This window comes from Streptomyces lucensis JCM 4490, from assembly GCF_014650035.1.
Classification (GTDB): Bacteria; Actinomycetota; Actinomycetes; order Streptomycetales; family Streptomycetaceae; genus Streptomyces; species Streptomyces lucensis.
Genome location: NZ_BMUE01000023.1, coordinates 17,722 through 43,832, shown reverse-complemented (window position 1 = coordinate 43,832; position 26,111 = coordinate 17,722). Strand labels below are relative to the sequence as shown.

Genomic DNA, 26,111 nt, shown 5'->3' with positions numbered 1-26,111 from the left:
CGGATCGGACGATATACCGCTCTTGCTGCGGCGGTGGCCTCCGCCTCGCAGGGCAGCGTCCTGGAGCGTTGCCTCCGGGACGGGGCCGGTGAAGGTGACATGCTCGGGGCTGTCGGCTGGACGGAGCAACTCCCGGCCATGTCGGTGAGTTGACGGGGTATCACCCGACCCTGATCCACGACCTGATGATCTTTGAAGGAGGACCCTGGCCTTCCGTCGGCACGAGGTCTGCAAGGAGGGGCAGATGCTCCGGCACCACACCGGCGATTTCCTCAGGTACCTGCTCCCACGGGACGCAGCACAGCGCCTCGACCAGCATGAGGCGCCCCTGCGGGCAGGGGCCGAGGGACTGGGCGATCGCTGCGAGCGCCTTGCCGCGGTGATCGGGCATGGTGAGGGCGTCGGCCAGGGCACGGGCCGCCGCGCGGGCGCCCACCCGGCTGAGCGCCTTGACGACGGCCGGCGTGGCCGCCTCGCGCAGGACAGGGGTGCTGATCTCCTCCAGCAGCGCGGCGGCACGGGCGACGTCCCCCGCGGCTGCGGCGCCCGCTGCGAGGTAGCCGAGGGCGTGCTCGTCTCCTTGACAGTCGGTGATCCGCTCTGCTGCGGCCAGATCACCGGCGTCCACGAGTTTTTTCACGACACCGGTGAGGATCTCGTCGACCGCGCCATCCGGCAGACCGCCCTCCAGCCTGAGCACCGCGTCGATCTCGCCCGTCGCGAGGAGCGCACCGGCGGCGGCGTACGTGTCCCAGCGTCGGCGGGATGGGCTGTCGGCGGTGCCTGCCAGGCCCAGGAGCTCCTGAGCCAGGTCTGCCGCTCCGTCCGGTTTCCCGATGCGGCCGAATACCTCGGCCACTCGTCGCAGGCCCTCGGCGTGCTCGGCACGATCCGTCAGGGTCCGGCTCTCGTGGATTAGGCGGCGCAGGAGTTCGTCCGCCTCCGCGGGGCGACCTGTGTGGTGCAGGCCCTCGGCTACCTCCGCGAGGTTGAGAACGCGTGCGTAATCGGCGGATGCGTTAGCAGCCTGTTCGGCGCGGTGGATGAGGCGGGCCGCGTCGTCCCGGTGCCCCGACCGGTGAGCCGCGACGGCCAGCTTGATGAGGGTGTACACCCTGGGCACTCGGCCCCTCCGCGCCATGTTCGTCGCCCGCTTGACCACGGCGTGGGCGCGTTCCTCCTGGCCCGCCCGCAGCAGGAAGTCGGCGGTGTCGGCCGACAGCGTCACCCGCCAGTGGAGGTAGGGCACCTCGTCGGTGGCGTCGCGGGCTTGCTGGGCCAGGCGCAGCGTCCGCGCCGGGTCACGGGATCCTGCCGTCATCCTGCCGGCGGCGTTGAGGACGCGCGCCCGATAGATGGGTTCCGTGATCCGCTCGGCCAGCTTCAGGGCTCGGTCGAGGTCACCGGCTTCCGCGACCGCGATGCCGATCTCGACCAGGCCGTCCTCCGGATCGTTCAGGAAACGGCTGCCCAGGTCGATCGCCTGCTGGTGGTGCCCGGTCGCCTCCAGGCCCGCAGCAACGTGGGGGTAGACCAAGTCCACGCCGTCGGGGTCGTCGATGTCCGCCGCCAGCCGGGCCGACGCCATGGCGAACTTGGCGGCCTGCGCGGCGAGCCCCGGCGCCGTGGACATCCCCCGGGCGAACAGGGCGAGGTACTGCGCACGCCGGACCGCGTCACCGGAGTCGGCCGAACTGGCCACGACACGCTCCGCCAGCGCCAGCGCTCGGCGATCCTCGCCGAGCCGGGAGAGCGCGGCGGCCAGCGAGGCGCCCAGGGCACTGCGGGAGACGGTGTTGGGCACCGCCATGACCGCGTCGACGGCTTCCAGCGCCCAAGAAACCGCATCGGTGCCCCGTGCCCCGGCCTCCTCCTGGGCCGCCGCGGCGCTCCTCGCCGCCCCGGCCAGGGCCCCGACGCCGGCGACGAGAGCTTCCGCCCTGCACTCCGGGTCGCTTATGTGGCGGGCCGTTTGTAGGGCCTCGGCGGGCCGGCCGGAGCCCGCGAGGCCCTTGGCGATCGCCGCCAGGAAGCGGTCCCGATCTTTGGTGCTGTCCGCTCCGTCGAGCAGAGCGGCCGCCTGATCCGGGCGCGCGGTGGCCAAGGCGCCAGCGATGGCGCTCAGGGCGGCCACCCGGTCCCACGCGTCGCGCTGCGACTCGGCCAGATGAACGGCGCGCGCCGGGTGCCCGCACCGGGCCCACAGGGCGATCAGGTCGGAGGAGAGAGGCGCCGTCCGATCGTGCAGCCCGTCCCGCGCGGCGGCGAGCCGCAAGGCCACGGACACGTCCTGATCGCCGCGGCGCCCGCCGTCCGCCAGCACCAGATCGAACGCGGCCGACACCGCGCTGAGCGCCTCCAGGTCCGCCCCGGACGCCCGCCACAGCCGCTCCTGCCACCGGGTATCGCAGGCCAGCGCCACCAGCCTGGAAGTATCCCCCTGTTCGCGCAGCAATTGGGTGTAGCCGCGCAGCAGGTACTCGGGTGTCCCCTCCGGCCACCCCGCGCGCCGGTAGGAGTCCGCCCACCAGTGCAGACGGCTGCGGTGGGCCGCCAGCTCCTGGTCCGTGACCAGCTCAGCCGCGCCGCGCCGGATCTCCTCGTGCGCGAAGAGAAAGACGTGCGGACCGGCGGACGTCCACTGCCCGGAGCGCTGGCGGAAGCTACGGCCGTTCACCGCGGACAGCTCGCGCTCGACCAGCCGCGCCAGGCTACCGGTCAGCTCCGCGAAGTCAGGCGCGCTCAGCCCACCTCCGGCTGCGACGGTCAGAGCGACCAAGTCCCAGCCCAGCCCGCCGCCGTCTCGCAGTCGCAGCAAATCGTCCTCCGCGTCCCAGCGCGCCGTGCGGGCGTGCGGGGACGGCTCCAGCCGGTGGTCGATCCGCGTGGTCCGCAGGGGATGGTCCGCAGGCACATCCCCCGGTACCGGCGGATGCGGACGGCCAGCGACGACGATTCGCATGCCGTGCGTCGGAACGCGGGGCAATAGCGCCGCGATGCTGTGGCCGTCGGCACCGGCGATCACGCCGCGGTCCTCGTCCAACCCGTCTACCACGAGCACGAGCCGTCGGCCGCGCGCCGCGCACCCCTGTGCGGCGCGGTGCAGCGCGAGCAGCATCTGCTCGTTGCGCGTGGCGGGGCTACTCAGCGGCTCCTCCTCGCCCAGCAAGGCGTACACCTGCCGCTGGACGACCTCGCAGAACGCCGCGGCGTCGTTCTGCGCGGCCATGCGGGAGGTGATGAAGAACGACACGACATCGACGCCGGGTGGAGGATGCAGGACGAAGTGCGCCAGCAGGGCCGACTTTCCTGCCCACGCCGGGGCCACCCAGCGCCAGTAGCTGGCGCCGTGACGGTCTGCGGGCACATCGTGCGCGCAGAAGGCGGCGAGTTGGGCGAGTTCGCTCTCGCGCCCCTGGAAGTCGGCGGCCGCGAGTGCCTGTTCCACCTGCAGGAGATAGCCGGAGACGGCGGCGCGCCCCGCGAACACCTGCACGGAGCTGTCAATCATCACGCCGCTGTTGGCAAAGGCCCCGGCTCCCTCGGCGGAGGATCCGCCCGACTTGCGCACCGCGGCGCGGCTGCGGAAGAACATCGGATGCGCCGCTACTCCTGCCGCCGGTAACCGGTGTTTGCGCTGCCGCCGTCCGCCCGTGCGTCACCGGTCTCCCCGACGGAGACCGCACCGGCGGACGAGGAGGCGACGGCACCCGTGTTGGCGTCCCCGCCGCCGGTGGCCGTGGCACGCCCGGTCCTGCACACCTGTACGGACGTGCTCCCGGACGGGGCCAGCAGCGCGCAGACGCCGACCCCCAGGGCGGCCACGCCAACCACCGCCGAGACCACGCCGGCCACCTGGTTCGCTCGGTCCCAGCTCAGCACCGACAGCGCACCGGCGAAGACCGCGAGGACCAGCACCGTCGTGACCAGGACGGCGCGCCGGTCACCACCCCGCACAGGCACCCTCTCATCCACCCCCTCCCCCCCGTCGAGCGGCGGAACCGCACCGAGCCCGGTACGAGCCCCGCCGCATGCCGAGCCCCACCATACGGCCAGGCCCGCGTCGCCGTGGGGAAAGCCTTGAGGGAGAGCCATGGGGAAAGGGCGCCCCGGAACCACTAACACCGACCGGAGTGGGAATTGCTGGCTCCGCTGATAGCGTGGGCCGTCCCCGGGCGGCAGACAGCCAGGTCAACACTGACCGCTGCTGAACGTCGCCTCCAACAATCGGGCGTGAGTGGCTGGCGTACATCCGCCCTGTGAGCACGGCGGCCACCGCGGCGGCTACCTGATCGCTTGGCTGATCAGCTTGCCGATGTCGGTGCCGGTGTCACCTTTCTCTGCGGCCACTCTGAGCACGCTCGGGGAACAACAACAAGGGGATCTCCTCGCGGGGTGGGTGCAGGAGGACCCGGCGCGGTTCGGGACATGCGGAAGGCCACGACTCTGGGAGCTGGGGCATTCGGGGTGTGGATCAGGCGTCTTCCTCGTCCAGCGCCTTCAGCACTACAGGAGGAAGCGTCGGCCCGTGCGATACGGACACCGTGGTCATCATCGGCGGAGTGTTGGCCTTCCGCAGGGCGGCCATCTCATCCGGCCCACTCGCTTCGAAGTTGCACAGGTAGCAGCCGAAGCCGTTCGCGGAGTAGTGCGTGTTCGTGGCCGTCCGGCTGACCGGCTCGAACGTGAGGAGTCCCTGACCGCCGCAAGCCGGGCATGCGCCACCCAAGGTCTTCAGGACAACGATGCCGTCCTTCAGGTACTCCGTCGGCCGGACGAACCACTCCTCGTTGCGGGGCTGGGGCGCCTTCAGAGCGCCCTCCTTGGCCTCCGCCGGAAGGCCGACGAACCGGTCTTCGAAGGCGGGTCGAGCCTGGGTGATCCGGAGCTGGACGTCGCGGAAGACCTGGTCCTCCTGCTCGTTGACGGCGGCCTTGACCGCGTCCGTCCACCGTTCCCAGAAGGCGTCCAGCGGCTTGCCGAGATCACCAAGCAGTGCCGCGACCGTCCGCGCGAGGGGAGAGATCATCCCCTTGGCCAGGGTGCTGTCAGGAGCGGTGTGAGCTGCTCCGTTGCGCATCTCGATCAGCAGGTCGAGCTGGGGGTCCGGCTGCAGCATGTTGATCTTCCGGAGCCGCTTGATGGCCTCCATGGCCCCGACCGTGCGGATCTTCTCTTCGTCCACCTGGAGGTGCCCTCCGAGGTACAGCACCATGTCTGCCCTGTTGTTGCGGATCTCCGCAATGTAGACCGGGTTCTTCGAGACGAGGACCGCCTTGGCCAGCTTCTCGACGGCGACGCCGGCGTGGAGCGCGAACTCGTCGTGCTCTGGGCGGCCATGGTCGTCCATGGCTTTGTGAGCGGCCTCCTTGGCGCCGTGGAAGAGGCTCTCGGAAGAGAGCGAATCGTTCATGACCAGGACATTATTAGTCCAGTACTGGGGAGTGCTTCTTGGCGTCGGCGAGTTCCTTCTCGGTGGCGACGTGCTCGGTCCGGTCCTGTTCCTGGAGGACGAGGAATCCCACGGTCTGGCCCTGTGCGGTGATGGTGAAGTGGGGAGACGCTCTGCGGCGGCGATGAGACGGGGGCGCGAAGCCGGTCGCTCCCGCCGAACAGGAGTGTCCAGCGGGCTCAGCAGCGGTGATCAGCGCCTGGATGAGCCGGAGAGCACGTCCTTGGACGGGCCTGGTCAGGCCCAGCGGCTGCTGTTCGCTCTGCATGGCTCGGACCACGGTGTGCGGGCGGGTGAGCCGGGCGGGCACGGGGACGGGTTCGAGGACGGCAAGACGCCAGGCGGGGATGTCGACGAGCTTGATCTCGTACCCGCCACGGCACCAACCCCCGTACAGCTCCTTCGTCTCCGGAATCCTTCCGGACCTGCGGGCAGCGGCGATACGGGACGGCCAGTTTACGGAATCCGGCCCGCTTCCGTTCTTGACGATCCGGCCGCCCGCCTCCGCGAGCTCTTGCAGCAGCTGCTCCGTGAACGTCACGCGAGGCTGCGGGGGAGAGCTTTGCCTTCGCCCGGAGGCCGGAGTTTCCTGCGCGCGGTTAGACGGGGATTGCGGAGTGGCGGCCTGGGCCTTCCGCGAGCGTGAACCGCGGGGAGGGTACGTGCCGTGCGCCAGATAGTGCCGGCCGATGCTTGTCAGGGCGACACTCCACTGCCCGCCCTTCCGGGAGATCGTGACCAGGCTCCGGTTCTGCAGTGCCTGGCAAGTGGTCTTGTAGGAGCTGGTCTCCCAGACGCCGGCAGGGCACCCGGCTCCCACCCACTTCAGCACCGAGAGCTGCCGCTCATTGACCTGCCGTTCCAATGGCCCGCCTTCGAATCGAGGTTGACGTACGAGGACGGCACGGTGTCAGTTCCGATTGTCAGTGGCGGGTGATTCGAAACAATTCGCTCAAACGAGCGAAGGCTGACGTGGATTGTGTCTGCGCGGCGATGGCGCGTATCGCCGACCGGTGCGCGGCCGGGCCTTCGCCGAAGAAGCGATGAGCTGCCATTGCGCGGGCGAACTGGGTGTCGGTGCGGCGGCGATCTTCGCCGTTGCCGTCAGCTCGGCCGCCGTGAGCTGCTGGCGAGTCAGCCCGGTGGCTGCGGTCGCGGCTTTCAGCCACTGAGCTTCGCGCGCAAGCGTTCGTTCTCCTTCTCCAGGGTCTTAACGCGTCGTTCGAGGTCGGCTCGTGTCGGCTTCTTCGGGGGCGGTGGAGGTGGAGGTTCTGTTGCTTCCGGTGGCTCGCAACGCAGTCCGATGGGTTCGAAGGCCACGATTGTTTGTCGGTCTTCCCCGCACTCAGTGCATCGCCTGCCGTTAGCCCCGGCGGAGAGGGGGTCGGTGTACGTGTAGTGAGCCTCCGTCTCGATGATGTGGCCGCAGTACAACCGGACACGCCACCGCATGATTTCGTGGTCTGCCTTCTTGAAGGACTGCATCAGCTTCGCGACATTCTCGAACGCCTGGCGGCGACGCTCCGCCCTCGCCGGATCTGCCCGTCATTTGGCGTTGTCCTCCTCGACCTGACGCCGAACCGACTCGCTGATCTCCTCGCTCTGCTTCTGCCGGCGGCGGTCCCCGCGGGTGAGTTCATACTCCTCCAACGGAACGCCACTGCTCCGGTATTCGACTTCGCGCATGAAGGCCAGCGTAGAAGCGGCATACACGCGGCCATGGAGAAGAACGGTCTTGTCAACCAACTTGCGGATTCTGCCCACGAGTGACCGCAGGGGTGCGTACTGACCCAGGGCTGGCCTCCATAAAGTCGTGGTTGGTTGATCGGATTCGTGTAAGCGACTGGAGGCGGCGTCACACAGACTTTCCGGATCCTGTTGGTGGCATGGATGCCAGCCCGAAGGCGTCGGACTGGGGCAGCCAGCGCTACCGGCTGCCGGGCGCGTGGTTCGCGGCGAAGCGCACCACAGCTGAGTACCGCGACTCATGCCCCGGCCGCGCCATGCCTCGACGGGCTGGATGGCGGGGCGTGGGCGAGGGGCCGGGTGGGCCGACCACAGCGACTTCGATCGCCGGCCCCGGGGTGGCTTGCCTCGGGGACATCACCGGACCTCTGCCGGCCATCGCCGAGGCCCCGGCCCCTCGGAAACGGTACCGGCAAGATCGTCGGCTCCGCCGCCTACCTGGCCCCGGAGCGCGGGCTGGGCCATCCCGCCCAGCCTGCCTCCGACGTCTACTCCCTCGGCTGCGTGTTGTACGACCGCTCCGCTCGGAGCACCTGGCCAGGACGGAAGGGCTGCTATCGAGCGTTCCTAGGGACGCCGGCAGTTCCGTCGCCTCAACCGCGGTGGCGACCGGCAGGCCAACGCCGCGCTCCACCGCATCGTGTTCGCCCGCCTGCGGGTCGATCGCTCGAACGAGCGGGCTGACGTGGCTGGAGGCCGGTTGGGCCGAGAACCGTAGGTGGGTGCCTGTCCTACGGCGGGGTCTGACTCCTGAGATCTCTGACCGAGGTGTCCTGATCACACTGTGTCGACCGCCGGCCAGGGGACAGCGCACTGTTGGTCTCGGGCTGATGGACGTGTCTCGATAGGGGCTTGCCGGAAAGGCGCCATCACGATTCTGACCGTCCGTACGGCCCGCTACCGGCTACGCGATAAGCCGTCGGCCTGAAAGGGAACGAGCATGACCGGCACGTCCACCGCTTCGCGTCCTCGTCGGCGTCGGCCGGCGAGGGAGGTGGTCCTGGGAGTGGACACGCACCGGGATGCCCATGTGGCCGCCGTGATCTCCCTGGTGGGGGAAGTGATCGGCACCCAGGAGTTCCCGGCCAGCGCGGCTGGCTACCGCAACCTGCTGGGGTGGGCCAGGGCGTCGGGTACGGTGCGGCGGGCCGGAGTGGAAGGGACCGGTTCCTTCGGGGCGGCCCTGTCCCGCTACCTGCTGGCCCAGGGTGTGGACGTTTTCGATGTCAATCGGTTCGACCGGGCCGACCGCCGGCGGCGCGGCAAGTCGGACCCGCTCGATGCCGAGAACGCGGCTCGGGCGGTGCTCAGCGGGTGGGCGCGCGCCCAGGCCAAGACGGGCGACGGGCCAGTGGAGATCGCCCGCATGTACAAGCTGGCCAAGGACTCGGCGGTCAAGGCCCGCACCCAGGCGATCAACCAACTCAAGGCTGTCCTCATCCGTGCCGATCCGCAGCTGAGAGAGGAACTTGCCGGGCTGGGCAACGCAGAACTTTTCCGCACCTGCGCCGGGCTCGTCGACGACAGCCTGAACCACGAGATCGGCGGGGGAGCGGTGCTTCACGCTGCCCACGTCACCCTGGGACACCTGGCCCGGCGCATCAGGCAGCTCAGCGAAGAAGTCCGGGAGCTGGAAGGCCGCCTGACCCGGCTGGTGGAGCGCCACGCTCCGCAGCTGCTTGAGGTAGTGGGCATCGGTCCGGACACAGCCGTCACTCTGCTGATCACCATCGGGGACAACCCGGAACGCCTGGGCAGTGAGGCGTCTTTCGCGGCGCTGTGCGGGGTCAGCCCGGTCGAGCGTTCGTCGGGCAGTCGGCAGTACCGTCGCCTCAACCGCGGCGGCGACCGGCAAGCCAACGCGGCCCTGCACCGGATCGTGCAGACCCGCCTGCGCGTCGACCCGCGCACCCAGGAGTACTACGAGCGCCGCAGCAAGGAGGGCAAGACCCGGCGCGAGATAGTCCGAAGCCTCAAGCGCTACGCGGCCCGGGAGGTCTTCCACCTGGTCAGACCTGTGCAGCCGCAACCCACGTCATAGGGGCAGTCGTGAGACGTGAGAGGGTCTGGGGCGTGAGTGAGACACCACCGAACACCCTGCAATACCGCTTTGACGGGCCAGAAGACGCCCCGGTCCTGATCCTGGGTCCCTCACTGGGTACCACATGGCACATGTGGGACCGCCAGGTCCCCGAACTGCTGGGGCAGTGGCGGGTCTTCCGGTTCGACCTGCCGGGCCACGGGGGCGCCCCCGCCCACCCGGCCGGCTCGGTCGCCGAGCTGACCGCCCGGCTGCTGGCCACGCTGGACACGCTCGGCGTGCAGCGCTTCGGGTACGCCGGCTGCGCGCTCGGCGGCGCGATCGGCATCGAGCTGGCCCTGCGCCGCCCCGAACGGCTCACCTCGCTCGCGCTGGTCGCGGCCTCGCCCCGCTTCGGAACCGCCGACGAGTTCCGGCAGCGCGGTGTCATCGTCCGCACCAACGGCCTCGACCCGATCGCCCGGACCGCGCCCGAGCGCTGGTTCACCGGCGGGTTCTCCGCCGCCCAGCCCGCCATCACCGAGTGGGCGGTGCAGATGGTGCGCACCACCGACCCGGGCTGCTACATCGCCGCCTGTGAAGCCCTCGCCACCTTCGACGTGCGGCCCGAGCTGGGCCGGGTGGGCGTGCCGACGCTGGTGCTGGTCGGCAGCGACGACCAGGTCACCGGGCCCGCCGAGGCCCGCACCCTGGTGGCCGGCATCCCCGACGCCCGGCTCGCGGTCGTCCCGGGCGCCTCCCACCTGGTGCCGGTCGAGCAGCCCGCCGCCGTCACCGACCTGCTGGCGCACCACTTCTCCACCGCCTGGCAGCAGTCCTTCGACACGGGCCAGACGGCCCTGCCGGGCGGGGCCCCTGCGGTCCGGGCCCCCCAGGCCCCGCCGCAGGCCGTGCCGGTCGCGGAGATCGCCCCGGCCGCCGTGCCGGCGCAGCCCGCCGGCCCGCCCGACCGGTACGAGACCGGGCTGAAGACCCGCCGGGAGGTGCTGGGCGACGCGCACGTCGACCACGCGCTGGCGCAGGCCGGGGAGTTCTCCGGGGACTTCCAGGAGTTCGTCACCCGCTACGCTTGGGGCGAGATCTGGGACCGGCCGGGCCTGGACCGCCGTACCCGCAGCTGCGTCACGCTGACCGCGCTGGTCGCGGGCGGCCACCTGGAGGAGCTGGCCGCCCACACCCGGGCGGCCCTGCGCAACGGCCTCACCCCGGACGAGATCAAGGAGGTGCTGCTCCAGGCGGCCGTGTACTGCGGCGTGCCGGCGGCGAGCGGCGCGTTCCGGGTGGCCCAGCAGGTCATCCGCGAGGAGACCACGCCCGCCGGGTGACCACCGCGCGGCGTCCCGCGCGGCAGGATGGGGAGGCATGAAGCTCACGAAGAAGTCCCACGCCTGCGTCCGCCTGGAGAAGGACGGGCGGACGCTCGTCATCGATCCCGGCGGGTTCAGCGAGCAGGACGCGGCGGTCGGCGCGGACGCGATCCTCGTCACCCACGAGCATCCCGACCACTTCGACGAGGGCCGGCTGCGGGCCGCCCTGGAGACGGACCCGGCGGCCGAGATCTGGACGCTCAGGTCCGTCGCCGACCGGATCGCCGCGGCCTTCCCGGGCCGCGTGCACACCGTCGGCCACGGCGACACGTTCACCGCCGCCGGCTTCGACGTGCAGGTCCATGGCGAGCTGCACGCGGTCATCCACCCGGACATCCCCCGCGTCACCAACGTCGGCTACCTGATCGACGACGGCAGGGTGTTCCACCCCGGCGACGCCCTCACCGTCCCCGGCCGGCCGGTGCAGACGCTGATGCTGCCGGTCATGGCCCCCTGGAACAAGATCGCGGAGGTGATCGACTACGTCCGCGAGGTCAAGCCGCAGCGCGCCTACGACGTCCACGACGCCCTGCTCACCGACCTCGCCCGCCCGATCTACGACCGCCAGATCGGAGCGCTGGCCGGCGCGGAGCACCTGCGGCTGGCCCCCGGGGCGTCGGCGGGGGTCTGAGCGCGCTCGCCGGCGTTGTCACACCCGCCGGGTAGGTTGGGGGACATGCGCATCGCCACCTGGAACGTGAACTCGATCACCGCCCGCCTCCCGAGGCTGCTGGCCTGGCTGGAGAGCAGCGGCACCGACGTGCTCTGCCTCCAGGAGGCCAAGGTCGCCGAGGAGCAGTTCCCGTTCGAGCAGCTGCGCGAGCTGGGCTACGAGGCGGCGGTGCACGCCTCCGGCCGGTGGAACGGCGTGGCGGTGCTCTCCCGCGTCGGCATCGACGACGTGGTCAGGGGCCTGCCCGGCGACCCCGGCTACGACGGCGTGACCGAGCCGCGCGCCGTCGCCGCGACCTGCGGCCCGGTCCGCGTCTGGTCGGTGTACGTGCCCAACGGCCGAGAGGTAGGCCATCCGCACTACGCCTACAAGCTCCAGTGGTTCGAGGCACTGAAGGCCGCCGTGCACGGCGACGCGCAGGGCGGCCGCCCGTTCGCCGTGCTCGGCGACTACAACGTGGCGCCGACCGACGACGACGTCTTCGACGCGGCCGCCTTCGAGGGCTCCACCCACGTCACCCCGGCGGAGCGCGCCGCGCTGGCCGCGCTGCGCGAGAGCGGCCTGGACGACGTCGTGCCGCGCCCCCTCAAGTACGAGCACCCCTTCACGTACTGGGACTACCGCCAGCTGTGCTTCCCGAAGAACCGCGGCATGCGCATCGACCTGGTGTACGGCAACGAGCCGTTCGCCCGGGCCGTCAAGGACGCCTACGTCGACCGCGAGGAGCGCAAGGGCAAGGGCGCCTCCGACCACGCGCCCGTGGTGGTCGACCTCGACGTGTGATGCCACCCTGGGTCCATGAACATTCCGTTCCTGGGCCACCGGCACGGCAAGGACGGCCGCACGGCGCTGCCCGCCGACCCGGAGTCGGTCGCCGCGCTGCTGTCCGAGTGCGAGCTGCTGCGCTCGCAGGCGGCCCGGGCCGGCGTCCGCCTCGACGACACCCCGGCTTCCCTGGAGGCCCTGGACCAGATGGTCCCGGGCTGGCGGGACGACGCGGAGACGCTGCCCTGGCTGGGCAATGACGCCGGGCTCTACCTGGGCACGGTCGTGGTCCGTACCGTGCCCGGCGCGGCCTGGCGGATCCGCTCCGGCGGCGAGCCCGTCGTACGGCTCCCCTCGGGCCGCGAGGTCGAGGTGGTGCCGGCCGGGCGGGACTGGGCGGCGAGCGGTGTTCCCGAGCTCTCCCAGCTGTACGCGGAGATCACCGAGACCTGACCCCGGGACGAGCCTCGGCATCCTGCTGGCGTAAATACGGCTAATGCGCGGAAAGTGCGTGTCGCCCCTCGGCCCCTCGTCCGTCTGGATAGTTTGCGGCAACCACGACACAGCTGAGAGTGGGTAGGGCTGCGAATGGCCGTCGATCCGTTGATCGAACTGCGGGGCGTCAACAAGTACTACGGGGAGCTGCATGTCCTCAGGGACATCGACCTCACCGTCGGCAGGGGAGAGGTGGTCGTGGTCATCGGCCCGTCCGGGTCGGGCAAGTCGACGCTGTGCAGGACGATCAACCGGCTGGAGACCGTGGAGTCCGGCACCATCACGCTCGACGGCCGGCCGCTGCCCCAGGAGGGCAGGGCTCTCGCCCGGCTCCGCGCCGAGGTCGGCATGGTCTTCCAGTCCTTCAACCTCTTCGCGCACAAGACGGTCCTGCAGAACGTCTCCCTCGCCCAGGTCAAGGTCCGCGGGCGCGGCAAGGACGACGCCGACCGCCGCTCCCGGGAACTGCTGGACCGGGTGGGCCTGCTGGCGCACGCCGGCAAGTACCCGGCGCAGCTCTCCGGCGGCCAGCAGCAGCGCGTCGCCATCGCCCGCGCCCTCGCCATGGAGCCAAAGGCGATGCTCTTCGACGAGCCCACCTCCGCCCTCGACCCGGAGATGATCAACGAGGTGCTCGAGGTCATGCGCGGGCTCGCCCGGGAGGGGATGACCATGGTCGTCGTCACCCATGAGATGGGCTTCGCCCGGGCCTCCGCCAACCGGGTCGTCTTCATGGCCGACGGCCGCATCGTCGAGGACCGCGACCCGGAGGGGTTCTTCACCAACCCGGGCAGCGACCGCGCCAAGGACTTCCTCTCCAAGATCCTCAAGCACTGACCGGGGGAGTGCGCCCATGTCCCGTACCACCCGTGCGCCCCGCGCCGTCGGTGCCCCCCGTGCGCCCCGCGCCCTGTGCGCCCTGGCCGGACTGCTCGCGCTGCTGGCCGCGGCCTGCGGCAAGGAGGGCAGCCCGCCCCGCAAGGGCCCCGCGGCCGACAAGCTCCCGGACTACCAGGTGGCCCAGGGCTTCAGCCTGCCCGACTCGAGGACCTGGACCCGTGCGAGGAAGCGCGGCCACCTCGTCGTCGGCGCCAAGGAGGACCAGCCCTATCTCGGCGAGAAGGACCCCGCGACCGGCACCTACTCCGGCTTCGACATCGAGATCGCCAAGATGCTGTCCGCCTCCCTGGGCTTCCCGCCCGAGAGCGTCCGCTTCCGCACCATCGCCTCCGCCAACCGCGAGACCGCCCTGCAGAACGGCCAGGTCGACTACTACGTCGGCACCTACACCATCAACCCGGGCCGCAAGAAGCTCGTCGGCTTCGCCGGCCCCTACTACCTGGCCGGCCAGTCCCTGCTGGTCCGCAAGGACGAGAAGGACATCCACGGCCCCCGCGACCTCGCCGGCAAGCGCGTCTGCTCGGCAACCGGCTCGACGCCGTACCAGCGCATCAAGGCCGACTACCCGAAGGCCGTCCTGGTCGCCTACGACACCTACTCCATCTGCGTCGACAACCTACTCACCTACCAGGTCGACGCCGTCACCACCGACGACGCCATCCTCATCGGCTACGCGGCCAAGGCCCCCGGCGAACTCAAGGTCGTCGGCAGGCCCTTCTCCAAGGAGCCGTACGGCATCGGCGTCCCGCACGGCGACAACGCCCTGCGCTTCGCCCTCGACGACGCCCTGCGGGCCCGCGAGGCCAACGGCGACTGGAAGAAGGCCTACGACGCCACGCTCGGCCTGTCCGGCGTGCCCGCACCCCACCCGCCCGCCATCGACCGCTACCCGGCGAGCTGAGCGAGGACGGCATGTACGTACTGAAGGACAACTTCTCCACCTACGTCGAGGGCTTCCTCGGCACCCTCCAACTCACCTTCTACTCCTCCCTGCTGGCGCTCGCCCTCGGCTTCCTGATGGCGTCCTTCCGGGTCGCCCCGGTCGGCTCCCTGCGGGTGTTCGGGACGGTGTGGGTCACCGTGCTGCGCAACACCCCGCTCACCCTGCTGTTCTTCGCGGTGCTGCTCGGCCTGCCCCGGTTCGGGCTCGTGCTGCCCTTCCAGGTGTTCGCGGTCCTCGCCCTCGGCTGCTACACCTCGGCGTTCATCTGCGAGGCGCTGCGCTCCGGCATCAACACCGTGCCCAGGGGACAGGGCGAGGCGGCCCGCAGCCTCGGCATGAACTTCGGGCAGACACTGCACCTGGTCGTGCTGCCGCAGGCGTTCCGGTCCGTGATCCCGCCCGTCGGCTCCACGCTCATCGCGCTCGCCAAGAACTCCGCGATCGCCGGCGCCTTCAGCGTCACCGAACTGCTCGGCACCTACAAGACCATCAACGAGCTGGGCTACAACATCGTCTGGACCTTCGTCTGGATCGCCGTGGGCTACCTGATCATCACGCTCGCCATCAGCGCCCTGTTCAACGTGCTGGAGCGCAGGTACGGGGTCGCCCGATGACCGAGGCCACCGCGCTCTACGACCTCCCCGGCCCGCGCACCCGCAGGCGGCACGCCGTCTACGCAGTGCTGTCCACCGTCGTCATCCTCGCCCTTCTCGCCTGGATCTGCTACCTCCTGTTCGATACCGGGCAGTTCGCGTACACCAAGTGGATGCCCTTCGAGTACAAGGGCATCCAGCGACTGCTGCTGCGCGGGCTCGGCAACACCCTCAGGGCGTTCGCGCTCGCCGCCGTCCTCTCCCTGGCCCTCGGCGGGCTGCTGGCCGCCGGGCGGCTGTCGGACCACCGGCCGGTGCGCTGGGCGGCCACGCTCGTCGTGGAGTTCTTCCGCGCCATGCCCGTACTGGTGATGATCTTCTTCATCTTCGTGGCGCTGAAGGCGCAGCCGCTGACCGCGCTGGTCGCCGGACTCACCCTCTACAACGGCTCGGTGCTCGCCGAGGTCTTCCGCACCGGCGTCGACGCCGTCGAACGCGGCCAGCGGGAGGCCGCGTTCGCGCTGGGCATGCGCAAGACGCAGGTGATGGCGTACGTCCTCGTCCCGCAGGCCGTACGCGCCATGCTGCCCACCATCATCAGTCAGCTGGTGGTCGCGCTGAAGGACACCAGCCTCGGCTACCTCATCACCTACGAGGAGTTCCTCCACGCCGGGAAACTCATCGCGTCGAACCTCGACTACGATTTGCCGTTCATCCCCGTGGTGATGGTGATCTCGCCGATCTACATCGGGATGTGCATGCTGCTCTCGTGGTTCGCCCGCTGGGTGTCCCGCCGGGAGCAGCGCAGTCCCAAGACCGAGGCCGTGGCAGTCACCACGGCCGAGTACGGGACACTGCTGCCGGGTGGGGAGCCCCCCACGGCCCCGCGACCGTAGGGGGACGGCAGTTGACACGGGCCATGCTCGTCCGGCGGCAGCCGGAGATCACTGCTCGCGCAACGGGACGGACACGTACGACGGGTCGTCCGAGGGCGAGGAGAAGGTCAGCTGCGCGCCGGACGGGTTGTGCTCGGCGTACAGCGGGTCGACGGTGTCGACCACGAGCGCCAGGCGGTGGCCGGCGGGAACGTCGTAGGCCGTGGAGAACAGGTCCAGGTCGACGCCGAACGGCTCGCCCGGCGTCCGTCCGTGCCAGCTGTAGGGCGCGTGGGTGACCAGTCTGCCGATTCCGAGCGGGCCCACGTCGTACAGGTAGGCGACCAGGGTGCCGCTCTCGTCGGTCGGGGTCAGCGTGGTGTGCAGGCTCGCCGTGCCGCGCACGTGCTGGGCCGTGCCGTACCGCTCCGACTGCCACACCGCCGCCCAGCGGCGCGGCAGCAGCGGCATCGAGGCGATCGGCGGCAGCTGGGCGACCTGGTCCAGGATGCTGGACAGGAAGACGATGCCGCCGTCCGCGCCGGAGTCGACGTTCGCGTGGATGGTGGTGGAGCCCGCGAGCGCGACCTTCCGCCGGGTCGCGGCGACCGACTTCCAGTCCGGATAGCCCTCGTACCCCTCCGCGCTACGGGACTTCAGCCGGACCGGCTGCTCCTTGTCGACGCCGTTGTCGGCGCCCTTCAGGTAGTGGTCGAACCAGCGCTCGGTGTCCGTCCACACGTCGTTGGGCAGCCCGAACAGGCCGGTCAGCTCGGCGGTGGCGTGGTCGCCGGGGCGCAGCTGGAGCCGCTTGGGGCCGGTCAGCTTCTCGTAGAAGCCGGCGTACTGGTTCGCCGGGAAGACGGTGTCGCCCCAGGCGTTGGCCAGCATCACGGCGGCGCCGTTGCTGTTGAGCTGGTCGAGATAGGTGGCGACGGAGCGTTTCTTCCCCCAGTCGATCATCTCCTGTTCCTTGCTGAGGTTCGAGGAGTAGAGGTTGTCGAAGATGGCGCGCAGCTCGTCGCTCTCGCGGCCGGTGAGGGTCGCCGCGCCGTCCAGTACGGCTGCCGCCTGGAGGTGCTGGGTGCGGCCCGAGTAGATCGAGTCGATCAGGTCGGCCCATCCGCTGAGCGCGGCCACGGCCTTGATGCGCTTGTCGTGGGCCGCGGCGAGCAGGCTGATCCCGGCGCCGTACGACACGCCTGCCATGCCGATGTGCCGCGGGTCGGCGGGGGTGTGCTCGAGGGCCCAGTCGATGACCTTGGAGGCGTCCGCTGTGTCGGGCGGACCGGCCACTTCTATCCGGCCCCCGGACTGCCAGAAGCCGCGCACGTTGTAGGTGAGCACCACATAGCCGCGGTCGGCGAGCTTCCGGGCCTGCGCGAGGTACTCGGCCTGAGGCAGGGCCCAGCTCGTGGGCAGCACGATGAGCGGGTAGTCGTGCGAGCCGTCGGCGCCCGCGGGGGTGAGGACGTTCGCCTTCAGTACGGTGCCGCCGTCGCCCGTGATGTCCACGAAGCGGATCGACGGTGCGGCCTGTGCGGCCGGCGCGAGGCCGGCCACGGTGCCGGCGACGAGGGCCGCCGAGAGGGCCGCGGCGGCCGGGGTGCGCAGGGTGCTGCGACCATGTCCCATGGGGTCACTCCTTCACATGTGCGTGCAAAGTGACCCGACAGTAACCCTGAGCCCTTACCGCAAGTAACCCGTCGGTAAGTTACGTGCGGGTAAAGGTTGTTGAGAACAGGGACTGTTGAAGGCTAAGCGGCGGCGGTCTCCGGCAGGGGGGTGCGCGCCGCCCGGGTCACGTCCGCCACCAGCTCGACCACGTCGGGGCCGTACGCCTCGGAGTTGACCACCTTCAGCAGCAGGACGAAGGAGCCGTCGCCGTGCTTGCGGGCGAGCCGCTCGTGGTTGCGCGCGAGGTAGCGGGTGGCGGCCTGGTTGGTGATCGCGCGCTGGCCGCAGAACAGGAACACCGGGCGGCTGTCGGCCCGGCCGCCCGTGGTCAGCCGGGCCAGCAGCGCGTACTCGCTGCGGCCGCCGTCCACGCGGTAGTCCTCCCCGCCGATCCGGAAGGCCCCGGCCTGCGGACCCGTCTCCGCCTCGACGTCGACGTGCACGCCCGGCAGCAGGGAGGTCAGGTGCGCGGCCATCCGGCGGTTGGAGACGGGACCCCCCAGGCAGAACTCCGTGCGCTCGCCGATCCCCTGCTGGGCCGCGTCGTGCGCCACGACCCGCGCGTGCGCGTTGCAGTCCTTGATGAGCGCCGAGAGCTCCAGCAGGGCGAACACGTCGTGCCGCATCACCGACAGCTCCGGCCCGCCCGCGTTGCGGTTGACCACCAGCAGCGACTCCGCATGGTCCGGCAGCCCGAAGAACCGCTGCTGGCGCCGCAGTTTGCGCCGCCACAGGTAGGTGCGGGCGACCCAGCCCAGCGCGGCCGAGACGCCTGCCGCTATGACGCCCAGGACGATGTTGCGCACGTCGTCGTTCATGGCCGCGCATGCTAGCGGGCCCGGACGGCGGCCTGGCACCCCAGTTCGATGTGTGACGGTCGTGTGGCGGACGGCCGAGGCGTACTGTCGGTACTACGGCAATCTGGTTACGCTGCGCGGACTGTCCCGGCGGGAGGTTCGGATGGGTCGTCCAGGTACGCGGAGACTGGCGGTGCTGGCGGTGTCGGCCGCCGTGGTGTCGGTGGGGGCGGCGGCGCCACCCGCCGCGACAACGGGCGGGGCCGGCCCCAAGGTTCCCGTGGCCGTCGGCTACGGCGGCGCCGTGGCCAGTGTCGACGCGGACGCCTCCGCCGCCGGCATCGAGGTGCTCCGCCACGGCGGCAACGCGGTCGACGCGGCCGTCGCCACGGCCGCCGCGCTCGGCGTCACCGAGCCCTACTCCGCCGGCATCGGCGGTGGCGGCTACTTCGTGTACTACGACGCCCGGTCCCGTACGGTGCACACCATCGACGGCCGCGAGACCGCGCCGCTGTCCGCCGACGCCGACCTGTTCACGGAGAACGGCAAGCCGCTCGCCTTCGCCGACGCCGTCAGCAGCGGACTGGGCGTCGGCACCCCGGGCACACCCGCCACCTGGCAGAAGGCACTGGAGGAGTGGGGCAGCAGGAAACTCGGCGCGGTCCTCCGGCCCGCCGAGCGGATCGCCCGCGACGGCTTCACCGTGGACGACACCTTCCGCTCGCAGACCGCCTCCAACGAGACCCGGTTCCGCTACTTCCCGGACACCGCGAAGCTGTTCCTGCCGGGCGGGCGGCTCCCGGTCGTCGGCTCGACGTTCAGGAACCCCGAACTCGCACGCACCTACGAGGAGCTGGGCAGCAAGGGCATCGGCGCCGTCTACCGCGGCGACATCGGCGACGACATCGTCAAGACGGTCGAGCACCCGCCCGTGGACCCCGCCTCCGGCTGGAACGCCCGCCCCGGCAAGCTGGCCGAGAAGGACCTCGCGGTCTACCGCGCCAAGCTCCAGGCGCCCACCAGGGCCTCCTACCGCGGCCTGAACGTGTACTCCATCGCCCCCTCCTCCTCAGGCGGCACGACGGTCGGCGAGGCCCTCAACATCCTGGAGGGGACCGACCTCTCCAAGGCGAGCGAGGCGCAGTACCTGCACCACTTCATCGAGGCGAGCCGGATCGCGTTCGCCGACCGCGGGCGCTGGGTCGGCGACCCCGCCTTCGAGGACGTGCCGACGAAGCAGCTGCTGTCGCAGCGGTTCGCCGACTCGCGCGCCTGCCTGATCAAGGACGACACGGTGCTCACCAGCCCGGTCGCGCCCGGCGACCCGCGGCACCCCGCCGCCTGCGGCAAGGGCGCGGCGGCGGCTCCGACGACGTACGAGGGCGAGAACACCACCCACCTGACCGTGGCCGACAAGTGGGGCAACGTCGTCTCCTACACGCTCACCATCGAGCAGACCGGCGGCAGCGGCATCACCGTGCCCGGCCGGGGCTTCCTGCTCAACAACGAGCTGACCGACTTCTCCTTCGTCCCGGCCAACCCGGCCGTGCACGACCCGAACCTGCCGGGCCCGGGCAAGCGGCCGCGCTCGTCGATCTCGCCGACGATCGTCCTGGACCGGCACAACCGGCCCGTGGTGGCGCTCGGTTCGCCCGGCGGCGCGACCATCATCACCACGGTGCTGCAGACCCTCACCGGGTTCCTGGACCGGCGCCTTCCGCTGGTCGACGCGATCGCCGCACCCCGCGCCAGCCAGCGCAACGCGGCCCAGACCGAACTCGAACCCGCCCTGTACGACTCCGACCTGAGGAAACAGCTGGAAGCGCTCGGGCACGGCTTCAAGCAGAACCCGGAGATCGGCGCGGCGACCGGCGTGCAACGGCTGCCCGGCGGCAAGTGGCTGGCCGCCGCCGAGAAGGTCAGGCGCGGCGGCGGCTCGGCGATGGTGGTGGACCCGGCGCCGTAGGCACGCGCGAAGCCCCCCGGCGCATCCGTGCCGGGGGGCTTCGGCGCATCCGTGCCGGGGGACCGCCGCTCACAACTCGGGCGCGGGCGGAGGGCTTTCCTCCGTGCGGAAGTCCAGCCGCCCGTCCTTGACGTCCACGGTGACCCGGCCGCCCTCGGCGATCGCGCCGCCCAGCAGCAGCCGGGAGAGCTGGTTGTCCACCTCCCGCTGGATGGTGCGGCGCAGCGGCCGGGCGCCGTACTCCGGCTGGTAGCCGCGCTCGGCGAGCCAGTCCACGGCCGCGGTCGTGAACTCGACCCGGACGCCCTGCCCGTTCAGCATCCGCCGGGTGCCCTCCAGCAGCAGGTCCGTTATCCGCCGCAGCTGGTCGCTCGTCAGCTGCCGGAAGACCACGATCTCGTCGATGCGGTTGAGGAACTCCGGACGGAAGTGCTCGCGCAGCGGCCGCAGGATCCGCTCGCGGCGCGCCTCCTCGTCGGCGTCCGCGCCCCCCGGCCCGAACCCGATCCCGGCGCCGCGCCGGGTGATCGCCTCCGAGCCGAGATTGCTCGTCATGACGATGACCGTGTTCGTGAAGTCCACGGTCCGGCCCTGGGAGTCGGTCAGCCGGCCGTCGTCCAGCACCTGCAGCAGGATGTTGAACACGTCCGGGTGCGCCTTCTCCACCTCGTCCAGCAGGAGCAGCGAGTACGGGTGCCTGCGCACCACCTCGGTGAGCTGCCCGGCCTCCTCGTGGCCGACGTACCCGGGCGGGGCGCCCACCAGCCGGGACACGGTGTGCCGCTCCTGGTACTCGCTCATGTCCAGCCGGACCATGCGGTCCTCGCTGCCGAACAGGGCCTCGGCCAGCGCCCGGGCCAGCTCGGTCTTGCCGACGCCGGTCGGACCGAGGAAGAGGAAGCTGCCGATCGGACGGCGGGGGCTGGCGAGCCCCGCGCGGGAGCGCAGCACGGCCTCGGCGACCACGCCGACGGCCTCATCCTGGCCGACCACCCGCTGGTGCAGGTGCTCCTCCAGCCCGAGCAGCCGCTCCTTCTCCTCCTGGGTCAGCCGGCTGACCGGGATGCCGGTCTGCCGGGACACCACCTCGGCGATGGCCTCGGCCGTCACCTCCAGGTCCAGCCCCTCGTCGGCCTTCTCGTCGCCGCTCGCCTCGGTGATCCGCTGCCTCAGCTCGCCGATGCGGTCGCGCAGCTGCTTGGCCTGCTCGTAGTCCTCGTCCGCGACCGCCTGGTCCTTGTCCCGGGCCAGCTGTTCGGCCTCGCGCTCCATCGCGCGCACGTCCGTGCCCTTCGTACGGGCGCCGAGCCGGACCCGCGCGCCCGCCTGGTCGATCAGGTCGATCGCCTTGTCCGGCAGCCGCCGGTCGGTGAGGTACCGGTCCGACAGCTCCACGGCTGCGACCAGCGCCTCGTCGGAGTAGCGGACCTGGTGGTGCGCCTCGTACCGGTCGCGCAGACCGCGCAGGATCTCGATGGTGTCCTCGACGGTCGGCTCGGGCACCAGGACCGGCTGGAACCGGCGGGCCAGCGCCGCGTCCTTCTCGATCCGGCGGAACTCCTCCAGCGTGGTCGCGCCCACGATGTGCAGCTCGCCGCGGGCGAGGGCCGGCTTGAGGATGTTGCCGGCGTCCATCGCGCCGCCCTCGCCGCCGGAGCCCGCGCCCACCACGGTGTGCAGCTCGTCGATGAACACGATCAGCCGGTCGGAGTGGGCGCGGATCTCCTCCACGATGTTGTTCAGGCGCTCCTCGAAGTCGCCCCGGTAGCGGGTGCCGGCCACGACCCCGGTGAGGTCCAGCGCGACCACCCGGCGTCCGGCCAGCACGTCCGGCACGTCGTCGTCGGCGATCCGCTGCGCGAGGCCCTCCACGATGGCGGTCTTGCCGACGCCCGCGTCACCGATGAGCACGGGGTTGTTCTTGCCGCGCCGCGACAGCACCTCGATGGTCTGCTCGATCTCCGAGTCCCGGCCGATGACCGGGTCGATGCCGCCCTGCCGGGCCAGGTCGGTCAGATCGCGGCCGTACTTGTCCAGCGTGGGCGTGGAGGTGGGCCGCTGGCGCTCCGGCCGGGCCGGCGCGGTCTCGGCGGCCTCCGGCGGCAGGGCGCCCGCCGAGTAGCGGGCCGCGTGGAGGATGTGCCCGGCGGCCGAGTCCGGGTTCGCGGCCAGCGCGCTCAGCACGTGCTCCGGGCCGATGTACCCGGCGCCGCTCGACCGCGCCATGTCGTGCGCGTCCAGCAGGGCCCGCTTGACGGCGGGGGTCAGTGACAGCGACGTCGGCGGCGGCACCTCGCCCGGCGGATGCTGGACGGGGCCGGCCCGGTCGTCGATCTCCGTCGCGAGCGAGTCCGGGTCCGCTCCCGCCCGGCTCAGCAGACTGCGGGTGGGCTCTGTGGAGAGCGCCGCGCGCAGCAGGTGCTGGGTGTCCAGGTCCCTGCTGCCGTGCTCGGCGGCGTACTGGGCGGCCCCTCGGACCAGCTCCCGGGCCGGTTGGCTGAGCAGGCGGCCGATGTCGATGTGGCGGGGACGGCCGGGCCCGCCGACGGCTCCGGCGAAGAAGCGGGCCAGGAAATCACCGAAGGGGTCAGGAGGGTAGCCGTTGGTCATGGCGTTCCGTTCCTTCGCTGGCGACGTACGGAGCGGCCGGGTAACCCGGGGCGTGAGGCCCATGCCCACGATGACACGATCCGCCGGTGCGGGCATGTCCGCGGCGACGGATCGCCGGTGCGGGCATGTCCGCGGCGACGGTCAGCCCGTGCGGGCATGCCCGCCGACGCCGGGAGCCGTCAGGCCGGCTCCCGGGCCGTGAGGATCCGGGGACCGTCGTCCGTGATCGCCACCGTGTGCTCCACGTGGGCCGCCCGCGAGCCGTCGGAGGCGCGCAGGGTCCAGCCGTCGGGCGCCTCGTGGTAGGCGTCGGCGCCGCTCGCGATCAGCATGGGCTCGATGGCGATGACCATGCCGGGGCGCAGGGGGAGACCGCGACCGGGGCGGCCCTCGTTCGGGATGCCGGGGTCCTCGTGCATGCGGCGGCCGATCCCGTGGCCGCCGAAGCCCTGCGGGATGCCGTAGCCGGCCGTCCGGCACACCCGGCCGACCGCGTGCGCGATGTCGCCGACGCGGTTGCCGGCGACGGCCGCCCCGATGCCCGCCGCGAGCGCCCGCTCGGCCGTGCCGATCAGCCGGAGGTCCGCCGGGCGCGCGCGGCCCACCGTGAAGCTGATCGCCGAGTCGCCGGCCCAGCCGTCCAGTACGGCGCCGCAGTCGACGGAGACCAGGTCCGCGTCGCGCAGCCGGTATCCGGTCGGGATGCCGTGGACGATCGCGTCGTTGACCGAGGCGCAGATCACCGCCGGGAAGGGCGTCGCCGCGAAGGAGGGACGGTAGCCGAGGAACGGCGAGGACGCCCCTGCCTCGCGCAGCACCTCCCGCGCCACCTCGTCCAGCTCCAGCAGGGAGACGCCGACCCGTGCGGCCTCCCGGACGGCCGTCAGGGCCCGCCCGACGACCTGGCCCGCCGCGTGCATCGCGTCGATCGACGCGTCCGTCTTCAGTTCCACCATGCCAATTACTATACCGGTATTTGAATAGGGGGCGGCGGCGTGGGGCGGTATTAGAATGGGCGGCATGGTGCGCACCCCCCTCACCCCCGAAGAGCGCGAACGCGGCGAGCGGCTCGGGCTGTTGCTGCGCGAGGCGCGCGGCGGCCGGAGCATGGCCCAGGTCGCCGCCGAGGCGGGCGTCTCGGCGGAGACGCTCCGCAAGATCGAGACCGGGCGGGCGCCGACCCCGGCGTTCTTCACGGTGGCCGCGCTGGCCGCGGTGCTCGGCCTGTCCATGGACGAGCTGGCCGCGATGTGCGTGCCGGTGGCCGCCTGACCCGTGCTCGCGGTGGCCGCCCTCCCGTGCTGAGCCGCTCGCGCACTGCCGGAAAACTCTGCGTAGCAGGCCCGTAACACGACTGGTGTTGCCTACCGACCGGAATGCTGGCGGTCGGGCGGGAGCTGGGCGATGGCGGTGGATCAACTCCCCGCGGAGGTAAGGCTGTTCGCGGGCTACCTGGACGGCCTCGTGGCGCGTCTCGACCCGGGTGCGGGCTGGTGCGGGGTCTTCTGGCGACGCGACCCCGAGGGCATGCGGGCCTGCCTGGACGGGTACGAGGTGCCGCCGTGGGACGTCGTGGAAGCCCTGTTGCGGGACCTCGGGGCGGCGTACGGCCCCGCGGCGGCGGCCGCCGAGGGGGAACGGGCCCGCACGCTGCACGCCGCCGCCCTCGCCGCGCACGACGCCCGGCCCGGCGCCGGGGACGTCCTGGCCGACCGCCTCGACGTCATGCTCCGCGAACAGCGGTACGCCGCCGAACGCCGCGCCGGACTCGAGCACCGGCTGTCGGCACCGGCCTCCCCGGAGGAGGTGGAGTCCCTGCGCACCGACCTCGCCTGGGTCCAGGACGACCATGAACGCGCCACCGCCCGCTGCGCCGAACTACGGGCGCGGCTGGCCGGGTTGCGGCACGCAGCGACCCCCGAGCCTCGCGCCGCGCCGGCCGGCCGGCACCCGCGGGCAGCCCCGGCCCAGCAGACGGCCCCCGCCCGCGAGCCGGGCCGCCGGTACCGGGCCGGGCCCGTGGACGAGGTGTCGCATCCGCACGGGACGGACCCGGCCGGCCATGTTCTTCCCGGGAACGGGGTGAGCGGTGACCCGGGCGTCGCGCCGGACGGCGGGTTTCCGCGATCCGTCCCGGGCCGGCGGGCGGCTGCGGCCGGTGAGCCGGGTGGTGCCTACCGGGCCGGGCCCGTGGACGAGGTGTCGCATCCGCACGGGACGGACCCGGCCGGACAGGTTCCTTCCGGGCGCGGGGCGAGCCCGACCGTCCCGTCCGACCGCGTCGGCACCCCCGCCGGTCCAGCCGTCCCGGCCGCTGTCGCCGCACCCGGCGGTTCCGGCAGCCGAACATCCCCCGCGCCCACCGCGGAAGCGGCCCCCGCCCCCGCGAAACCCCGCAAGCGCCGTCGCGGAAGTGCCCGGTTCGCCGGGATGGCCGAGGACGGGGCCGCTCCCGTGGCCGTCCCGGAGGCGTCCGGGACCGTGGCGGCGGAGGAGGATGCCGGCGGGAGCCGTACGCCGCGCGGGGCGCGGTTCGCCGGAGCGGCGCCGGCGGCCGAGGCGGCGCCGGCCCCCGTCGCCGCGGACGCCGGCGCGGGCGCGGCCGTCGACGGGGCCGTGGCGCGGCTGGCGCGGCTGAGGGCCGAGGGGCGCAGCGGGGAGGCGCACGTGCTGCTGGTGGAGGCCACGGGATGGCCCGCCGCCCGCCTCCCGCTGCTCGCGGACGCCCTGCACCGGGCCGGGCTCGGCGCCGACTGGGCCACCCTGCTGTGGGAGGCCGCCGCACTGCCCGCCGAACGGCTGGTCGCCGCCGCCGACGCACTGGCCGCGGCCGGGCGGGACACCGACGGGCGGCAGATGCTGCGGCAGGGCGTGGCACGGCCCGCCGAGCAGATCGGCGCCGCGGTGCTGCGGCTGGACGGCGAGGGCCGCCGGCGCGAGGTGCGGGTCCTGCTGGACGCCTACGTGCGCGTCCGCGCCCCCGAGGAGGCCGCCCGGAGCGCGGCCGCCGACCCGGGGCGCCTCGTGCCCCTCCTGCTGGAGGCCGCGCACACCGTCTCCGACGAACGGCACTGGGATCTCGTGCACGCCCTGCGGGTCGCCGGGCACACCCCATGAACGGCGCGGCCGGCCCTCTCGGGGGCGCGGGGAACCGCGCGACGGGCACCACGACCCGCACCCGGCATCGGCCCCCACCACAGCCATCGGGCTC

The 26,111-nt window shown here is 71.9% G+C and carries 21 protein-coding genes; 12 read left to right on the top strand and 9 right to left on the bottom strand.

Going from position 1 to position 26,111, the window contains the following annotated elements:
* Nucleotides 1–160: 160 nt before the first annotated feature.
* The 5 genes from IE177_RS32675 to IE177_RS32655 form a co-directional block, all read right to left on the bottom strand.
* Entirely contained in the window at nucleotides 161–3,595 is a 3,435-nt protein-coding gene (locus IE177_RS32675) for a tetratricopeptide repeat protein (RefSeq protein ID WP_190019098.1), read from the bottom strand.
* 11 nt (nucleotides 3,596–3,606) lie between these two features.
* Entirely contained in the window at nucleotides 3,607–3,957 is a 351-nt protein-coding gene (locus tag IE177_RS32670; RefSeq protein ID WP_229816365.1) for a hypothetical protein, read from the bottom strand.
* Nucleotides 3,958–4,474: 517 nt separating this feature from the next.
* Complete coding sequence (locus tag IE177_RS32665; protein ID WP_190019097.1) at nucleotides 4,475–5,413, bottom strand: hypothetical protein; 939 nt, start codon at nucleotides 5,411–5,413, stop codon at nucleotides 4,475–4,477.
* Between the two features lie 13 nt (nucleotides 5,414–5,426).
* Nucleotides 5,427–5,993 (bottom strand): hypothetical protein, encoded by a 567-nt coding sequence (locus IE177_RS35300; protein WP_229816364.1) that lies wholly within the window; start codon nucleotides 5,991–5,993, stop codon nucleotides 5,427–5,429.
* 1,004 nt (nucleotides 5,994–6,997) lie between these two features.
* Entirely contained in the window at nucleotides 6,998–7,138 is a 141-nt protein-coding gene (locus IE177_RS32655; protein WP_190019096.1) for a hypothetical protein, read from the bottom strand.
* 1,000 nt (nucleotides 7,139–8,138) lie between these two features.
* Between IE177_RS32655 and IE177_RS32650 the strand changes: the two genes are divergently transcribed.
* The 9 genes from IE177_RS32650 to IE177_RS32610 all read left to right on the top strand — a co-directional run bounded on the left by IE177_RS32650 (nucleotide 8,139) and on the right by IE177_RS32610 (nucleotide 15,871).
* Entirely contained in the window at nucleotides 8,139–9,239 is a 1,101-nt protein-coding gene (locus tag IE177_RS32650; protein ID WP_190019095.1) for an IS110 family RNA-guided transposase, read from the top strand.
* A gap of 32 nt (nucleotides 9,240–9,271) precedes the next feature.
* Entirely contained in the window at nucleotides 9,272–10,564 is a 1,293-nt protein-coding gene (gene pcaDC / locus IE177_RS32645; RefSeq protein WP_190019094.1) for a bifunctional 3-oxoadipate enol-lactonase/4-carboxymuconolactone decarboxylase PcaDC, read from the top strand.
* A 37-nt stretch (nucleotides 10,565–10,601) separates the two neighbouring features.
* Nucleotides 10,602–11,237 carry an MBL fold metallo-hydrolase gene (locus IE177_RS32640; protein ID WP_190019093.1) on the top strand — a complete coding sequence of 212 codons (636 nt, stop codon included), beginning with the start codon at nucleotides 10,602–10,604 and terminating at the stop codon, nucleotides 11,235–11,237.
* A gap of 45 nt (nucleotides 11,238–11,282) precedes the next feature.
* Complete coding sequence (locus IE177_RS32635; RefSeq protein ID WP_190019092.1) at nucleotides 11,283–12,062, top strand: exodeoxyribonuclease III; 780 nt, start codon at nucleotides 11,283–11,285, stop codon at nucleotides 12,060–12,062.
* Between the two features lie 15 nt (nucleotides 12,063–12,077).
* Nucleotides 12,078–12,497, top strand: a complete 420-nt coding sequence (locus tag IE177_RS32630) for a DUF6278 family protein (RefSeq protein ID WP_190019091.1) — start codon at nucleotides 12,078–12,080, stop codon at nucleotides 12,495–12,497.
* A gap of 135 nt (nucleotides 12,498–12,632) precedes the next feature.
* A complete protein-coding gene (locus IE177_RS32625) occupies nucleotides 12,633–13,376 on the top strand; it encodes an amino acid ABC transporter ATP-binding protein (RefSeq protein WP_190019090.1) in 744 nt (247 codons plus the stop codon).
* A gap of 16 nt (nucleotides 13,377–13,392) precedes the next feature.
* The gene (locus tag IE177_RS32620; RefSeq protein WP_190019089.1) at nucleotides 13,393–14,340 is read left to right on the top strand and encodes a glutamate ABC transporter substrate-binding protein; all 948 of its coding nucleotides are present in this window, start codon (nucleotides 13,393–13,395) and stop codon (nucleotides 14,338–14,340) included.
* 11 nt (nucleotides 14,341–14,351) lie between these two features.
* Complete coding sequence (locus IE177_RS32615) at nucleotides 14,352–14,996, top strand: amino acid ABC transporter permease (RefSeq protein ID WP_190019088.1); 645 nt, start codon at nucleotides 14,352–14,354, stop codon at nucleotides 14,994–14,996.
* The gene (locus IE177_RS32610; protein WP_190019087.1) at nucleotides 14,993–15,871 is read left to right on the top strand and encodes an amino acid ABC transporter permease; all 879 of its coding nucleotides are present in this window, start codon (nucleotides 14,993–14,995) and stop codon (nucleotides 15,869–15,871) included. Before IE177_RS32615 ends, IE177_RS32610 begins: the two co-directional genes overlap by 4 nt.
* A 48-nt stretch (nucleotides 15,872–15,919) precedes the next feature.
* On the opposite strand, the gene IE177_RS32605 is transcribed toward IE177_RS32610, so the two are convergent.
* Both IE177_RS32605 and IE177_RS32600 read right to left on the bottom strand, forming a co-directional pair.
* Complete coding sequence (locus IE177_RS32605; protein ID WP_190019086.1) at nucleotides 15,920–17,485, bottom strand: CocE/NonD family hydrolase; 1,566 nt, start codon at nucleotides 17,483–17,485, stop codon at nucleotides 15,920–15,922.
* Between the two features lie 122 nt (nucleotides 17,486–17,607).
* Entirely contained in the window at nucleotides 17,608–18,345 is a 738-nt protein-coding gene (locus IE177_RS32600) for a hypothetical protein (protein WP_190019085.1), read from the bottom strand.
* A gap of 142 nt (nucleotides 18,346–18,487) precedes the next feature.
* On the opposite strand from IE177_RS32600, the gene ggt reads away from it, so the two are divergent.
* The gene (ggt, locus tag IE177_RS32595) at nucleotides 18,488–20,290 is read left to right on the top strand and encodes a gamma-glutamyltransferase (protein WP_190019084.1); all 1,803 of its coding nucleotides are present in this window, start codon (nucleotides 18,488–18,490) and stop codon (nucleotides 20,288–20,290) included.
* 69 nt (nucleotides 20,291–20,359) lie between these two features.
* Here the strand turns inward: ggt and IE177_RS32590 are convergent, their stop codons facing one another.
* Nucleotides 20,360–22,900, bottom strand: a complete 2,541-nt coding sequence (locus IE177_RS32590) for an ATP-dependent Clp protease ATP-binding subunit (protein ID WP_190019083.1) — start codon at nucleotides 22,898–22,900, stop codon at nucleotides 20,360–20,362.
* A 179-nt stretch (nucleotides 22,901–23,079) separates the two neighbouring features.
* On the bottom strand, nucleotides 23,080–23,856 hold the full coding sequence (gene map, locus IE177_RS32585) for a type I methionyl aminopeptidase (protein WP_190019082.1): 777 nt from the start codon (nucleotides 23,854–23,856) through the stop codon (nucleotides 23,080–23,082).
* A 64-nt stretch (nucleotides 23,857–23,920) separates the two neighbouring features.
* Between map and IE177_RS32580 the strand changes: the two genes are divergently transcribed.
* Nucleotides 23,921–24,172 (top strand): helix-turn-helix domain-containing protein, encoded by a 252-nt coding sequence (locus tag IE177_RS32580; protein ID WP_190019081.1) that lies wholly within the window; start codon nucleotides 23,921–23,923, stop codon nucleotides 24,170–24,172.
* Nucleotides 24,173–24,304: 132 nt separating this feature from the next.
* A complete protein-coding gene (locus IE177_RS32575; RefSeq protein ID WP_190019080.1) occupies nucleotides 24,305–26,017 on the top strand; it encodes a hypothetical protein in 1,713 nt (570 codons plus the stop codon).
* The last annotated feature ends 94 nt before the right edge of the window (nucleotides 26,018–26,111 follow it).

Coding starts and splice junctions, on each gene's coding strand:
- IE177_RS32630 (WP_190019091.1), top strand. CDS start 12,078: ATGAACATTCCGTTCCTGGGCCACCGGCACGGCAAGGACGGCCGCACG.
- IE177_RS32650 (WP_190019095.1), top strand. CDS start 8,139: ATGACCGGCACGTCCACCGCTTCGCGTCCTCGTCGGCGTCGGCCGGCG.
- map (WP_190019082.1), bottom strand. CDS start 23,856: ATGGTGGAACTGAAGACGGACGCGTCGATCGACGCGATGCACGCGGCG.
- IE177_RS32655 (WP_190019096.1), bottom strand. CDS start 7,138: ATGCGCGAAGTCGAATACCGGAGCAGTGGCGTTCCGTTGGAGGAGTAT.
- IE177_RS32625 (WP_190019090.1), top strand. CDS start 12,633: ATGGCCGTCGATCCGTTGATCGAACTGCGGGGCGTCAACAAGTACTAC.
- IE177_RS32575 (WP_190019080.1), top strand. CDS start 24,305: ATGGCGGTGGATCAACTCCCCGCGGAGGTAAGGCTGTTCGCGGGCTAC.
- IE177_RS32675 (WP_190019098.1), bottom strand. CDS start 3,595: ATGTTCTTCCGCAGCCGCGCCGCGGTGCGCAAGTCGGGCGGATCCTCC.
- ggt (WP_190019084.1), top strand. CDS start 18,488: ATGGGTCGTCCAGGTACGCGGAGACTGGCGGTGCTGGCGGTGTCGGCC.
- IE177_RS32620 (WP_190019089.1), top strand. CDS start 13,393: ATGTCCCGTACCACCCGTGCGCCCCGCGCCGTCGGTGCCCCCCGTGCG.
- IE177_RS32615 (WP_190019088.1), top strand. CDS start 14,352: ATGTACGTACTGAAGGACAACTTCTCCACCTACGTCGAGGGCTTCCTC.
- IE177_RS32580 (WP_190019081.1), top strand. CDS start 23,921: ATGGTGCGCACCCCCCTCACCCCCGAAGAGCGCGAACGCGGCGAGCGG.
- IE177_RS32600 (WP_190019085.1), bottom strand. CDS start 18,345: ATGAACGACGACGTGCGCAACATCGTCCTGGGCGTCATAGCGGCAGGC.
- IE177_RS32640 (WP_190019093.1), top strand. CDS start 10,602: ATGAAGCTCACGAAGAAGTCCCACGCCTGCGTCCGCCTGGAGAAGGAC.
- IE177_RS32610 (WP_190019087.1), top strand. CDS start 14,993: ATGACCGAGGCCACCGCGCTCTACGACCTCCCCGGCCCGCGCACCCGC.
- IE177_RS32665 (WP_190019097.1), bottom strand. CDS start 5,413: ATGAACGATTCGCTCTCTTCCGAGAGCCTCTTCCACGGCGCCAAGGAG.
- IE177_RS32590 (WP_190019083.1), bottom strand. CDS start 22,900: ATGACCAACGGCTACCCTCCTGACCCCTTCGGTGATTTCCTGGCCCGC.
- IE177_RS32635 (WP_190019092.1), top strand. CDS start 11,283: ATGCGCATCGCCACCTGGAACGTGAACTCGATCACCGCCCGCCTCCCG.
- IE177_RS32605 (WP_190019086.1), bottom strand. CDS start 17,485: ATGGGACATGGTCGCAGCACCCTGCGCACCCCGGCCGCCGCGGCCCTC.